At 46.3% G+C, this 12,813-nt stretch carries 14 protein-coding genes and 1 tRNA gene; 13 read left to right on the top strand and 2 right to left on the bottom strand.

Annotation, left to right across the window (positions count from 1 at the left end):
* The first annotated feature begins 18 nt into the window (after positions 1-18).
* From J2Z18_RS02845 to J2Z18_RS02830, 4 genes are all read left to right on the top strand, one after another.
* Positions 19-780, top strand: a complete 762-nt coding sequence (locus J2Z18_RS02845; RefSeq protein ID WP_007129223.1) for a ParA family protein — start codon at positions 19-21, stop codon at positions 778-780.
* Positions 773-1,612, top strand: coding sequence for a ParB/RepB/Spo0J family partition protein (locus J2Z18_RS02840; RefSeq protein ID WP_007129222.1), 840 nt, complete (start codon positions 773-775; stop codon positions 1,610-1,612). The genes J2Z18_RS02845 and J2Z18_RS02840 overlap by 8 nt, the downstream gene beginning before the upstream one ends.
* 396 nt (positions 1,613-2,008) lie before the next feature.
* The gene (locus tag J2Z18_RS02835; RefSeq protein WP_007129221.1) at positions 2,009-3,157 is read left to right on the top strand and encodes an aminotransferase class V-fold PLP-dependent enzyme; all 1,149 of its coding nucleotides are present in this window, start codon (positions 2,009-2,011) and stop codon (positions 3,155-3,157) included.
* A gap of 38 nt (positions 3,158-3,195) precedes the next feature.
* Positions 3,196-3,696, top strand: coding sequence for a DUF4446 family protein (locus J2Z18_RS02830; protein WP_007129220.1), 501 nt, complete (start codon positions 3,196-3,198; stop codon positions 3,694-3,696).
* On the opposite strand, the gene yyaC is transcribed toward J2Z18_RS02830, so the two are convergent.
* Entirely contained in the window at positions 3,671-4,276 is a 606-nt protein-coding gene (gene yyaC, locus J2Z18_RS02825) for a spore protease YyaC (protein ID WP_007129219.1), read from the bottom strand. The two genes, J2Z18_RS02830 and yyaC, sit on opposite strands and share 26 nt — an antisense overlap.
* Positions 4,277-4,608: 332 nt before the next feature.
* On the opposite strand from yyaC, the gene J2Z18_RS02820 reads away from it, so the two are divergent.
* From J2Z18_RS02820 to J2Z18_RS02805, 4 genes are all read left to right on the top strand, one after another.
* Positions 4,609-4,863 (top strand): putative Se/S carrier protein, encoded by a 255-nt coding sequence (locus J2Z18_RS02820; RefSeq protein ID WP_040738345.1) that lies wholly within the window; start codon positions 4,609-4,611, stop codon positions 4,861-4,863.
* 14 nt (positions 4,864-4,877) lie between these two features.
* Entirely contained in the window at positions 4,878-5,777 is a 900-nt protein-coding gene (locus J2Z18_RS02815) for a mechanosensitive ion channel family protein (protein WP_007129217.1), read from the top strand.
* A gap of 63 nt (positions 5,778-5,840) precedes the next feature.
* The gene (locus J2Z18_RS02810; RefSeq protein WP_007129216.1) at positions 5,841-6,059 is read left to right on the top strand and encodes a DUF951 domain-containing protein; all 219 of its coding nucleotides are present in this window, start codon (positions 5,841-5,843) and stop codon (positions 6,057-6,059) included.
* Positions 6,060-6,174: 115 nt separating this feature from the next.
* Positions 6,175-6,265, top strand: a tRNA-Ser gene (locus J2Z18_RS02805).
* Between the two features lie 832 nt (positions 6,266-7,097).
* On the opposite strand, the gene J2Z18_RS02800 is transcribed toward J2Z18_RS02805, so the two are convergent.
* Positions 7,098-7,292, bottom strand: coding sequence for a YjzC family protein (locus J2Z18_RS02800; RefSeq protein ID WP_028406519.1), 195 nt, complete (start codon positions 7,290-7,292; stop codon positions 7,098-7,100).
* A gap of 263 nt (positions 7,293-7,555) precedes the next feature.
* Between J2Z18_RS02800 and rpsF the strand changes: the two genes are divergently transcribed.
* The 5 genes from rpsF (at position 7,556) to J2Z18_RS02775 (ending at position 12,790) form a co-directional block, all read left to right on the top strand.
* Positions 7,556-7,840 carry a 30S ribosomal protein S6 gene (gene rpsF / locus J2Z18_RS02795; protein WP_007129214.1) on the top strand — a complete coding sequence of 95 codons (285 nt, stop codon included), beginning with the start codon at positions 7,556-7,558 and terminating at the stop codon, positions 7,838-7,840.
* Positions 7,841-7,887: 47 nt separating this feature from the next.
* Positions 7,888-8,364: a single-stranded DNA-binding protein gene (ssb, locus tag J2Z18_RS02790; RefSeq protein ID WP_007129213.1), complete on the top strand. Its 477-nt coding sequence runs from the start codon at positions 7,888-7,890 to the stop codon at positions 8,362-8,364.
* Positions 8,365-8,385: 21 nt separating this feature from the next.
* Positions 8,386-8,658, top strand: coding sequence for a 30S ribosomal protein S18 (gene rpsR, locus J2Z18_RS02785; protein WP_006207333.1), 273 nt, complete (start codon positions 8,386-8,388; stop codon positions 8,656-8,658).
* A 976-nt stretch (positions 8,659-9,634) separates the two neighbouring features.
* Positions 9,635-10,309: an SOS response-associated peptidase gene (locus tag J2Z18_RS02780; protein WP_007129212.1), complete on the top strand. Its 675-nt coding sequence runs from the start codon at positions 9,635-9,637 to the stop codon at positions 10,307-10,309.
* 714 nt (positions 10,310-11,023) lie between these two features.
* Positions 11,024-12,790 carry an ABC transporter substrate-binding protein gene (locus J2Z18_RS02775; RefSeq protein WP_007129211.1) on the top strand — a complete coding sequence of 589 codons (1,767 nt, stop codon included), beginning with the start codon at positions 11,024-11,026 and terminating at the stop codon, positions 12,788-12,790.
* The last annotated feature ends 23 nt before the right edge of the window (positions 12,791-12,813 follow it).

The following is a 12,813-nucleotide window of genomic DNA, read 5'->3' as shown; positions in this document are numbered from 1 at the left end:
TACATTGAGGTGAAATGAGTGTCTAAAATTATTGCCATAGCAAATCAAAAGGGCGGTGTCGGCAAAACGACGACTTCCGTCAATCTGGGAGCTGGATTGGCTACGCTAGGCAAACGGGTGCTTTTGGTGGATATAGACCCCCAGGGCAACACGACAAGCGGGGTTGGTATTAATAAAGCCGATGTTGCAAATTGCATTTATGATATTATCATCAATGAAGTACACCCGAAGGACGCTATATGTGGGACGAACGTAGAGGGGCTCGACATCATACCGGCAACCATTCAATTGGCTGGCGCGGAGATTGAGCTGGTTCCCACGATCTCCCGTGAAGTGCGTCTTAAGAAATCGCTGCAGCTGATCAAACCCCAATACGATTATATTCTCATTGATTGCCCACCATCGCTCGGGATTTTGACGATTAATTCGTTGACGGCAGCCGATTCGGTCATTATTCCGATTCAGTGTGAGTATTACGCATTGGAAGGGCTTAGCCAGCTGCTGAATACGGTTCGTCTCGTTCAGAAACACCTGAATACATCGCTGAAGATCGAAGGTGTGCTGTTGACGATGCTGGATGCCCGGACCAATCTCGGCATTCAGGTTATTGAAGAAGTGAAGAAGTATTTTCAAGAGAAAGTGTACAGTACGATTATTCCAAGAAATGTTCGTTTGAGTGAAGCGCCATCCCACGGACAATCGATCATGACCTATGATCCTCGTTCAAAGGGAGCGGAAGTATACTTGGAGCTGGCAAAGGAAGTGATCTCGTATGAGTAAACGTTTAGGAAAAGGGCTGGATGCGCTTATTCCTTCTTTGTCTATTCATGAGGATGACAAGGTTGTGGAAATTCCGCTGACTCAGTTGCGAGCGAATCCGTACCAGCCGCGCAAGACGTTCAACGATGAAGCTATTCAGGAATTGGCAGAGTCCATCCGGCAGCATGGTGTCATTCAGCCGATTATTGTACGCAGTGTTTTAAAGGGATACGAAATCATCGCCGGAGAGCGTCGGTTCCGGGCATCTCAATATTGCGGCAAAGCGACCATTCCTGCCGTAGTCCGTTCATTCAGTGATCAGCAGGTAATGGAAATAGCATTGATCGAGAACCTGCAGCGGGAGAATCTGAACGCGATGGAAATCGCAGTGGCTTATCAAGGGTTGATGGAACAATTTTCCTTAACGCAAGAGGAGCTGTCGCTAAAGGTCGGGAAATCCCGTTCGCATATCGCTAACTTTCTTCGGTTGCTGTCTCTTCCGGAGGAAGTGAAGGAAAATGTTTCACGTGGAACATTGTCTATGGGACACGCAAGAGCGATCGTCGGAATTAAAGATCCGGTGCTTGTGAAGCAGCTGGCTAAGCAATGCGTGGAACAGGAGTGGAGTGTCCGCGAATTGGAGGAGGCCGTTAAGAACCTGGATCGTAAACCAGTTGACAAGAGTAAGGTTAAAACGAAGAAGAAAGATCCGTATATTGACCATCTTGAGGAAAGCTTGAGAGAAAGGTTCAAGACGACGGTGAAAATCAAGCATAACAAAGATAAGGGGAAAATCGAGCTGAATTATTACAGCAAACAGGACTTGGAACGCTTGCTGGAGATGCTCCAATAATTCGGTAATAGTTATCAAAATTGCAAATAATTCAGGTGCAGGATCCTGTATAATAGGTGAGCGCCCGTAAGATCGAGAGGACGTGCAACAGAATCGTTGCGTTGTCGTGCTTAAAACCAAAGACATGTCGATGTTCCCGGAGCGGGAAATAGATATGTCTTTGTTTAACCCTATTAGAACGAATGAAATGATATGAATTGTCTTTCTGTGGTAAAAGAAAAGGCGAGAATTTGTTCGTGGGACAAGGTCTTAGGTGAATCGCTGGGCTCGTATGGGAAAGTGTGACGAGTATAGTTATGAACATTGTGGTTGAATGGTCAAGGCTAATGTGTTTGATTTGAGGGAGAACAAGGGTTTCAAAGAAACGTAACTTCGGGTTGAGAAGGAGCGGCGAACGTGGACTCAATCGTTTATCTGGATCATGCAGCAACATCATGGCCGAAACCTCCCGAAGTGTTGGAAGCAATGAGAGTGTCGATGGAGGAGGCTGCAGCCAATCCCGGACGGGGGAGTCATGCCATGGCGGTGAAGGCTTCTCGTGTGTTATATGGGACTAGAAGGGCATTGGCAGCTTTGTTCGGAGTTAAAAATCCTAATGATATCGTGCTCACATCCAATACGACAGAGGCGCTGAATTTAGCGATTAAAGGATACTTGCGAGAAGGAGATCACGTGATTGCAACGATGATCGAACATAATTCCGTGCGTCGCCCGCTGGAATATTTGAAGCGAACGCGGGGAGTGCAGGTAGACTACGTGGCGGTTAATGAAAAAGGAGAGTTGAGGCTGCAGGAGGTGGAGTCGGCTTTTCGCTCAAATACGAAGCTTATCGTCTGCAGTCACAGCTCCAACCTGCTCGGTTCTATTGTTCCGTTGGAAGAGTTAGGGGCGCTCGCGAAGAAGAAAGGCGCTGTCCTTCTCGTAGATGCAGCTCAAAGTGCAGGTGTGCTGGATATCCATGTGGAGGACATGAATATCGGTATGCTCGCTTTCCCCGGACATAAGGGGCTGCTCGGTCCGCAGGGGACAGGAGGACTGTATCTGTCACCTGATATTGATCTGGAGCCGCTTCTGCATGGAGGGACGGGCAGTCAATCGGAGGCGCTGGAACATCCGACGATTCGTCCGGATCGGTACGAAGCGGGGACTCCGAATACCGTCGGCTTCGCAGGCCTTCAGGCTGGAGTGCATAAGGTACAGGAGCTGACGCCAAAGCAGATATACCAGCATGAATGGGAGCTTACACAGGTGTTGATGGAGGGGCTGCTTGCACTGCCATCGATTCGGATACTTGGACCGGGGCAGGGGGAAGCGCGAACCGGAATTGTGGCATTCGTATCGGATACATACAGCGCTTCGGAAATAGCTTTTCGATTAGATCGGGAATACCGGATAGCCGTTCGTTCCGGCTACCATTGTACACCGCTTGCGCATATGGCAGCAGGCACGGATCGGATGGGTGCAGTTAGGACGAGTGTCGGTATAACGACCCGTCCGGAGGAAATTAGCCTTATGCTTCAGGCTATGGCAGAAATTCATGGCTGAGTATAGAGATCAAGATGGAGAAGAGGAAGGAAGAAAGCATGACTGAATTAAATGAATTGATCATGGAACAGCTGCATTGGTTTGTCGTCTTAATGATCATGATCATCTTGATCTTATGGATTACGGTCATCGTTCAAGGGGCAAAGCTTCGGGGGATGCGTCGCCGTTATGATGCTATGATGGCAGGGAGCGGAGTTGAGGATCTGGAAAGCTTGCTGGTTCAATTGAAGGTACAAATGGATGAAATTGAAGAGGGTCATGCCGATCACCAGAAAATGCTCGATTCGATTAACCGAAAGCTGAAAGGAATGAAATCACGGGTTGGCATTGTTCGCTATAATGCATTCGGAGAACGTGGAAACGAAATGAGCTTCTCCCTGGCTATTGTTAGCGATCAAGAGGAAGGGATTGTTCTGACCGGTCTTCATAACCGGGAGAGCTCGTATGTGTATGCCAAGCCGCTCAAAGATGGACAATCCAAATATCCATTGTCTCCGGAGGAGAAAGAGGCACTTACTCTTGCGCTGCAAGAAGGGTAGAACGATGCCATTCCTTGATCCCGGCAAATAGACAGGTTGCAATGATATCAGACAGCCGCATGACTAAGCTTAAACGCGTGTTCTGCAATACGAAGTACTCCATAAAGCCGCCGACATTGACGATGCCAGTTACATGGATATCGCCAACCGGCGGCAATTCTTTATGCACGCCGGCACCAGGTTTGAGCGGTCCATCCGATACCTGAATCGATCCGACGCTGGAGGATTGGCCAAGGCAGGCATCGATGCCGATGACGAAGGGGTTGTCGAATTTCTCATAGATTGCAGTCAGTGTTTCCTTCAAATTCATGGCGTGGACAGGCTCGTCCAATGTACCGTATAGATGGAACAACGGACTATTATAACGTGCCAGAGAGGTGCCGACTAGCGGTCCAAGGCAATCGCCGGTTGAACGGTCAGTGCCGATGCAGACAATGACAAGCGGCCTTTGTTGGACGCGGACATCCGACAGATGGAAGAGCAAGCGATGAATAATGGCAGAGTGAATATCAGGATCGGTATGGGATATTTTCAAGCTCGGGGTATCAGAACGAGACGTTATTTTAGATAGCCTGTTCATAGAATCTTCCTTTCGTCTGCATTTGGTAGTATCAGTATATGGATGAAAGACTGTTTTTATACTTTGCGATGCCATGAAATATTAAGAAGAGGTCCTTTTCAAAATCCCAAAACCAGGCTGAACGGGGAAAGGCTCGGCCGTTCAAGGGCTCAATGCTTGGCTTCATGTTAAAGGTGAATATCGTATATAAATCTCTTAGATGGTGGCAATACAATAATAGAGGGCAGAGGCTTACGTAATAGAGTGGGAAGCGAAGGAAGAGAGGTAAGGAAGTGAATGAACGGCTGGGTGGTTGAATACAAGGCCTGATAGATGGAGGGAGGGATAAAGCCGTGGAGGAAGCCATGCTGATTGCTTTTGATTCCACCCAGCAGGCGCTGCGTGCCGAGATGCTGCTGGAGTATGCGGATATCGAAATTGATTTGTTTCCGACTCCGAAGGAAATTACCGCAGGATGCGCATTGTCGATTCAATTTCCGCCTGATGCGTTAAATGAGGTTCAAGATATCATCAGGCGGGAGCAAGTGGAGATCAGAGGAATATTTGCTCTCAATGACAACCAGATTTATGTGAACATCGAAGATTAGGGAGGAAATAACGAATGAAGGCAATGGGCTATCTGACAGAGAATCCAGCTGATCCAGAAAATTTTGAGCAAATGGGAGAGGAGGCATTGCAGTTGAAAGATCAGATTTGGGCATGGTTAACGAATGAAGTGATGTGGATGCACATTCTTTCGTCCGCTATCCGGGTCATCATCATCTTCATCCTAACTCGGATCGTCATACGTATTGTTTATAAAATGATCGATCGGTTTCTGCTAAGACAGGAAAAAAGCCGGATCCAAGTCAATGCAAGGCGGTTTGTAACGGTAGGGGAGCTGCTGAAAAATGTAACCTCGTTTGTATGTAACTTTGTCATGATCCTGATTATTCTGGCGGAGTTCCAATTCAAGCTTGGTCCGCTATTGGCCGGTGCCGGTGTGTTGGGCCTTGCAATCGGTTTTGGTGCTCAGAGCTTGGTGAAGGACGTTATTACCGGGTTCTTCATTATTTTCGAGGATCAGTTTGCCGTAGGGGACGTCATTAAGAGCGGAGAATACCGGGGGACGGTAGAGGTTATTGGCTTGCGCACGACACGCGTAAGAGGCTTCAACGGAGAAATTTATATTATTCCAAACGGATTAATCACGAGCGTTACGAACTTTTCCCTCTCCAATTCCCTTGCCGTGGTCGATCTGCCGGTCAAGAACGAACAGCAGCTACAAGACACAATCACACTCATTCAGGCTGCGCTCAGCAATATTATGGACCGGTGTCCGGATGTTAAGGGAACGCCGGATGTTTTGGGAATCCAATCGCTGAGCACCTCCGAGTATGTGGTGCGCATTGCTGCCGAATGTAATCCGAACGCGCGGGAAACGGTCGAACGGCGGATTTTAACCGATATTAAGCAAGCCATTGAAGCGCGGGATAAAGGTCAGGAACGGGCCCAGGCTTGATCATGTCGGCATCCGATGATATATAATAGATAAGATGTGATTGATTACGGAGGAGCGGTAGCGATGGAGCGTAAGGTATTTCAACTAGGGGATATCGTACAGATGAAGAAGCCGCATCCTTGCGGGAATAATGAGATGGAAATTATCCGCATGGGGATGGATATCCGGATCAAGTGTACGAAGTGCCAGCATAGTGTGCTGATACCGAGAGCCAAATTCGAGAAAAATATGAAGAAGGTGCTGAGGTCAGCTCAGGAGCAGGAAGGGGCAGAGGAGGCGTAACCATTTCGCGCCTTCAGCCTCTTTAGGTTAAATGGCTATTGGATCGGTGTTTCAGGATCGAATAAGAACAGGTATTGACCAAGCCTTATTTTCATGATATAATCAATTCTGCTGTGGAAAGGTACCCAAGAGGCCCAAGGGGGCTGACTCGAAATCAGCTAGGCGTCGCAAGGCGTGCGTGGGTTCGAATCCCACCCTTTCCGCCACCAACTATATTCAAGCTCCGCTGTTATGAATATAGAGGAATTAGTGGTACATAAGGCAGGCGATCTAAGAATCACTGCATAACAGAACACCTTCACCATGAACAGGGATTGTCTCCCGATCGTGATGAGGGTGTTTTTTTGATAAAGGGCACGTTAAGACATTTCCTGAATCACGCCCATTTGCCATTCCTATGATAGACCGAATTCCGAATGCCGTGATCCGAGTACAATGCCGAGTTTAATTCCAATCCAGTTGGAGATCCATAACTCCGGATTCAGGTTCCTTGCTTTGAGACCAGGCAGAACGAAGGGACGGTAATAACCATGTTTAGCATGACAGGATGGGCACAAACAGCATTAAAAAAGAAGGACCCATACGGGTCCTTCCTTCTGGGTAGGCGGTGCTTGTGATTTTGGAATCCTCATCTCATCAACACATGCTGCAAAACCATCGACAACAGCTAAAACTTGTCCATCAGGTCAAGCCAGTTCGCTTATGTCCTCCGCTTGCAATACGTGTGAATATCAGAAACCATTCTGCGTCGTTCAGCTGCAACGTCCAACGGAACCACACCTCTCTCATGCACCGCCTGATGATAATATGTGCAGGAAGACGGATTCCTATGCAAATCTGCATGGATGGGAAAATGTACCAAAAACCAAGTGGATCAACAACATTTGAGCGGGTCCTATTCCATTCTTGGCTAGGCGCGCAATGCAGTTGGCTGTTGTACTAAGCTGCTGCACCATAATTTCGTCAACAAAGCTGGCACAAAAATGCCCGCAAGCGGTGGAATTAGCCACTTGCGGGCTTGGGGCAGGATGTACTTGTTTACTTAGGTTGAACCCGGCGCTTATTCAGCCATACTCGGTCATCATTTTGCGTTTCCGGGAATGTGTCGCCTTTTTCCATTTTGATCTGACGTGGATTCTCGATCCCCATTATGTGGTCTCTTACACCGACTTCCATATAGATGCCGTTGTTCGGAGCCTTATCTCCTCCGCGGAATTCAGTCTGTTCTCCCATCATGGAACCCTCCCTTAACGTATTGGATGGACTGCATTTGTTAGCATGTGCCGGAAGGCCGGAATGCATGGCAGGTAAAGTGAGATAAGCACGGAAAAATAGGGAAGAGACCTCAAGAAAACCGAAAAGGGAGCAGCCTGCGATAAGGGAAAAGAAACTTGCATCCGATCATCCGTTCTGGTATAGTATTATGGTGCGAGTTAGGCTCGCTCCTTGCTCTCAACTAAGATTGGGGGCCGAAGTCCATAAGGAGGTGGAAATATATGCGCAAATATGAAGTGATGTACATTATTCGTCCTGACATTGAACAAGAAGCTGTTCAAGCTGCAGTCGAAAAATTCCAAGGCATCATCTCCAACGGCGGAGAAATTACGAAGCACGAAGTAATGGGTAAGCGCCGCCTTGCGTATGAGATCAAGAAATTCCGTGATGGCGTCTACGTTCTGGTTAACTTCAACGCAACACCAGATGTTGTAGCAGAACTTGAGCGTCTCATGAAGATTTCTGACGAAGTTATTCGTTATCTCATCACGAACGACGTTGCTTAATACGAGAAGTCTTTGTAATTGATTTCGTTCTAAAGGAGGGGATTGGATTGTTGAACCGTGTCATTTTGATTGGCCGACTGACTCGGGACCCGGAGCTTAGATATACGCCTTCAGGAGTCGCTGTCACACAATTTACACTTGCTGTAGATCGTCCGTTTACCGGACAAGGCGGGGAGCGCGAGGCGGATTTCATTCCGGTCGTGACCTGGAGACAGCTTGCGGAGACTTGTGCCAACTATCTGCGTAAAGGCCGGTTGACGGCCGTAGAAGGGCGCATTCAAGTGCGGAATTACGAGAATAACGAAGGTAAGCGTGTATACGTCACCGAAGTCATTGCCGATAATGTTCGTTTCTTGGAGTCTAACCGTGAAGGCGGAGGCGGCGGAAACCGTGAGGAGTCATCGTTCGGCGGAGGAAGCGGCAGCGGAAACCGCGGGGGCAACAACTTCTCGCGCAACAATCAGGATCCTTTTTCCGATGAAGGAAAACCGATCGATATTTCGGATGATGATTTGCCATTTTAATACGGAAAGGACTGACAACGCATGGCTTTTAAACAAAGAGAAGGCGGAGACAACGACAAAAGACCGGCACGCCGCGGCGGCCGCAACAAGCGTCGTAAAGTATGTTTCTTCACTGTGAACAAGATCACTCACATTGATTATAAAGATACCGATCTGCTCAAGAAATTCATCAGCGAGCGCGGAAAAATTCTGCCTCGTCGTGTAACAGGTACCAGCGCGAAGTATCAGCGTGCTCTGACGATTGCGATCAAACGCTCCCGTCAAATCGCATTGCTTCCATACACAACCGAGTAATTCGGTTACAGAAGCGGTTCAGCCTTGATAGGCTGGGCCGCTTTTTTTGTTCGGGTACCCATTCGGCTGTTGTCTCGGAACCTCCCCCAAAATAATGCCTCTGTGTTGATTAAGTTGGGCTCCTTGTCCTCAGGGATAAGCCGAGGCTTAATGGGCCAGCATTCTTGGAACGAAGGGATGACCGTACAGAGACTTGTATTATCTGTATTATTATTTGTATTTGTATTTGTTATGTTCGACTCCGATCGATCACGGCCTGCATCTATTCAAGTGACGTTGCGGATACTCGTTCGTCTTGTAACACGATCATGCTTCTGAGTAGTTAGACATTTTTCCGGAATATTCGTCGCAATCATGAAATAATTTTATTCTGCATTAGGAATACCGAACAAGTTCAGCATGTCTTTTCGGAGGAATCTTGTCTTCTCTGAGAAGACATAATTTTCATGAATTGCTTTTGTGACGCGAGGGTATACTAAAGCTTTCCAGTTTTAAAGTATGAAATAGTGTCTATTGATAGAGGACAGTGTCTATTGAGTGAAATACATCCTCCCCAAATGGTGGTTTCGTATGGCTGAAGATTTGTAGTGAGATGCAGAGATTATTTTGTGTCTTTAAAAAAATTCCTTCTATTATATATGTACTAATATAGAGCATGGAAAAACCAAATGGCCAATTACAATGGCACCTCATTTAGAGAAACTTATATCGAAGGCACAAGAAGCACAAACCTGCAAAGGCTGTTTTAAGAATAAGGGTGTCTATTGTGAGTATACATGAAAAGTACCTTTGGTTATTCTTCTATTCAAAAGAAAGTAAAATGAGAATTACCATAAAATTTACAAATGGTGACTTCAAATTACCTGTCCACTCCTAGAATACAATCGGACATCAAATGGAAGAAACGGAGCGACCGTCGAATGATGCATATTCAACCTCATTTATCCAGATGCTAAAGGGAAAAGGAGGTATGTCTATGTGCAGAAGGTATTCCATTTCCGCCGGTCTTGAAGAAGTGAACAGCTATTTTGGAATCAGCCGCGTGATGTATTACTATAAGAGCCGCTACAATATTAGCCCGATGCAGTCTGTGCCTGTAGTAGTCCAGGAGGGAGGAGAAAGGGCACTTGACGAGTATCGTTGGGGACTGGTCCCTTACTGGGGAAAGGACGCGGTGAATGCGGATCTGATCACGGTGGATCAGAATCCTACTTACCGCAGAGCCGTTGATACACGTCGGTGTATCATTCCCTGCAATGGTTTGTATTACTGGAGAACCGTAGGGAAGCGAAGCTACGCGGTTCGGACTGTGGTTGGAAACAACGAGATTTTTGGCATGGCCGGATTGTATGAAACATGGCGGGATGCAAGAGGTGTTGAAATGAGAACCTGCACGGTGATTATGACGGAAGCGAACGAGGCGATCCGGGAGTTCGACGCGCGTATGCCGGCGATTTTGTCGGAGGAAAGCATGGAGAAGTGGTTGGATCCAGAGCTAAAGGGAGTGCGTGCACTGCAACCACTGCTTGGAACATACCGGGGTTCGATGCGGATATATCCGGTCACGCCGTTGATCGCCGATGATTCTCATGACCACCAGCAGTGCATCGAGGAGATGGATTTGAAGCGGGCATGGGTGAAAAGCGTTTAGTTCGTAAGTATGAAGTCTTTCATGTACTTGATCAGACGCTATGAACTGCAGCAATCGAAACAATCCGGGAACCGATCCCGGGTTGTTTTTTGTTGAGGCGGGCGATCTGGAACAACTTCGGATGGCCTATGTTCCTAGCCCTGCTTGGTTAGTGGAGAACAATATTTAACATCGGAAATAGGTCCAACTATATTATCACGGATTATTGCATCATGATGGAATGTTTTCTGACTTATTTTTGACAGAAAAGAAGATGGTTACAGGGTGTTGAATCGGATATTGGGTAATTTTATATACCTGTGTAATATAAGTTGACACAAATGTCGAAAGCGTATATATAACATTATCTATAAAATGTAAAATGGACTTGAAATTACATACATTTTCAGTAAACGAAGGGTAAAGTAAGCGATTAAAAGTATTTATTAACCCCGAAAATGACCTTAAAAACATGTTTTTTGAGAAATTTGAAAAAAAGTAATTGACGTTACCTAATTTTACACGTATCATAACATTAATTTTATAGGCAAGAAGATTTTGCTAGAGACTTTGGCACTAATTGACCATTGGTATATTTTCTGTAAATCTTTCAGCGGATTTCACATCATGCTTTGACATCCACGAGTCCGATCCGAGGCCGAAATTATTTAAGGATGATTTCAATATTCGTCCTGATAATTTATAGCATCATTATATTTTAAGAGGAGGATTAGCATGAAGAAGAGAATGTCGTTACTGCTTGCCATCATGCTCATGGCCATTTTGGTTCTTGCAGCGTGCGGCGGCGGTCAGACAGCAGAACAACCAAACCAAGGGGACACGCAAACTGAGCAGACTCCACCTGCCGAAGGCGAAGGCAAAGAAACAGAACCGCCAGCTGAAGGACAGGACGAGAGCCAAGGTTATTTCGAGGCTGAGGATCCTTCCGCGAACCCGGCAAATGCTCTGGCTCGCAAAGATACGCTGATCGTTGGTATGACAGCCCCTAAAGGGGTGTTCAACCCATTCTACTGGCAGACTGCGTATGACCGTTACGTTGTAGACGCCATTTTTGACAGCTTCTTCTCTCTGAACGGGGATGGCACTTACAATAATCGCCTGGCTGAGAGCGTTGAAGTATCCGAAGACAAATTGAAATACACGTTCAAATTGAAGCAGGGTGTGACATACTCTAATGGCGAACCGGTTACTGTAAAAGACTATGCTTTCGCCATGAAAGTTTTACATGACAAGAGTTACGACGGTCAATCCGATATTCTCTCCGTTAACGTTAAAGGTGGAAAAGAGTATTACGATGGTAAAACTGACGAGATTTCCGGTATTAAAGTCATTGATGACCATACCGTTGAAATCGAAGTTACAGAAGCAAATGCAATGACTAAGGATAATCTGGGTACTGTGTTTTTTGTTCCGGAATCCTACTACGGCAAAGATTACAAGCACGGCAACCTGGAGTACATGAAAGACCTGCATTCCAAACCAATCGGCAGTGGTCAATATGTACTGAAAAGCTACTCTCCTGGACAAGAGGTAGTTTTAGAAGCTAATCCTAACTATTTCTTGGGCGCACCAAAAATCAAGAATGTCATTTACAAAACTACAACTGATGAAACCAAATTGGCTATGTTCCAATCCGGTGAAATCGATATGGATATGGTATCCGTTAGCGAGGATAACGTAGAAGCTGTGAAGCTAATGGGCTTCTTGGATTATAATATGTTCCCATACAATGGTTACGGCTATGTAGCGCTGAACCATAAAGATCCTAAGTTTCAAGATCAAAAAGTTCGTCAGGCTTTGCTCTACGGTTTGAATCGTGCTGAAATTGTTGAAATCATCTATGGTCCATATGCGAATGTAATCAATATTCCACAATCGAGCGAATCATGGGCTTACACGAATGAAGGCATTGAGCCGTACGAGTTTGACATGGAGAAAGCAAAGCAGCTTCTTGATGAAGCAGGCTGGGTTCCAGGTGCTGACGGTATCCGCGAGAAAGACGGCAAGAAATTCGAGATTCATTTCTCTGCAACGGCTGACAACCCGGTAATTGATGCACTGATTCCGATTATGACAAAGAACTACCAAGATCTGGGCATAAAATTAACAGCTGAAACTTTGGACTTTAACGCAATCATGGATAAGAAGGATAAAGGCGAGTTCGAAATGTTCTTTGCTGCTTGGGGCTTGACTCCGGATCCAGACTCCACGGTTTATATCACAGATGGACAGCAAAATGACCTCGGATATTCTAATCCTGAATATGATGCAGCTATGAAGAAAGGTCTGAACGCCTTTGACCTGGAAGAGCGTAAAGCGGCTTATGCGGAAGCATATCGGATTCTGAACCAAGACGTTCCAGATCTTCCGATCTACCAAAGACGTGATATGTGGGCAATTAACTCTAGATTGAAAGGCATTGACATCACGCCTTACAAAAACTTTGCAATTGATCTGTACAAAGCAGAAATTGAACAATAGCATCAAGAAACATATGCTCAGCT

It is taken from the genome of Paenibacillus lactis (genome assembly GCF_017873605.1).
Taxonomy (GTDB): Bacteria; Bacillota; Bacilli; order Paenibacillales; family Paenibacillaceae; genus Paenibacillus_AQ; species Paenibacillus_AQ lactis.
This window is presented reverse-complemented; position numbering and strand designations above follow the sequence as displayed.

Coding starts and splice junctions, on each gene's coding strand:
- J2Z18_RS02840 (WP_007129222.1), top strand. CDS start 773: ATGAGTAAACGTTTAGGAAAAGGGCTGGATGCGCTTATTCCTTCTTTG.
- J2Z18_RS02830 (WP_007129220.1), top strand. CDS start 3,196: ATGACTGAATTAAATGAATTGATCATGGAACAGCTGCATTGGTTTGTC.
- yyaC (WP_007129219.1), bottom strand. CDS start 4,276: ATGAACAGGCTATCTAAAATAACGTCTCGTTCTGATACCCCGAGCTTG.
- J2Z18_RS02815 (WP_007129217.1), top strand. CDS start 4,878: ATGAAGGCAATGGGCTATCTGACAGAGAATCCAGCTGATCCAGAAAAT.
- J2Z18_RS02810 (WP_007129216.1), top strand. CDS start 5,841: ATGGAGCGTAAGGTATTTCAACTAGGGGATATCGTACAGATGAAGAAG.
- J2Z18_RS02800 (WP_028406519.1), bottom strand. CDS start 7,292: ATGGGAGAACAGACTGAATTCCGCGGAGGAGATAAGGCTCCGAACAAC.
- rpsF (WP_007129214.1), top strand. CDS start 7,556: ATGCGCAAATATGAAGTGATGTACATTATTCGTCCTGACATTGAACAA.
- rpsR (WP_006207333.1), top strand. CDS start 8,386: ATGGCTTTTAAACAAAGAGAAGGCGGAGACAACGACAAAAGACCGGCA.
- J2Z18_RS02780 (WP_007129212.1), top strand. CDS start 9,635: ATGTGCAGAAGGTATTCCATTTCCGCCGGTCTTGAAGAAGTGAACAGC.
- J2Z18_RS02775 (WP_007129211.1), top strand. CDS start 11,024: ATGAAGAAGAGAATGTCGTTACTGCTTGCCATCATGCTCATGGCCATT.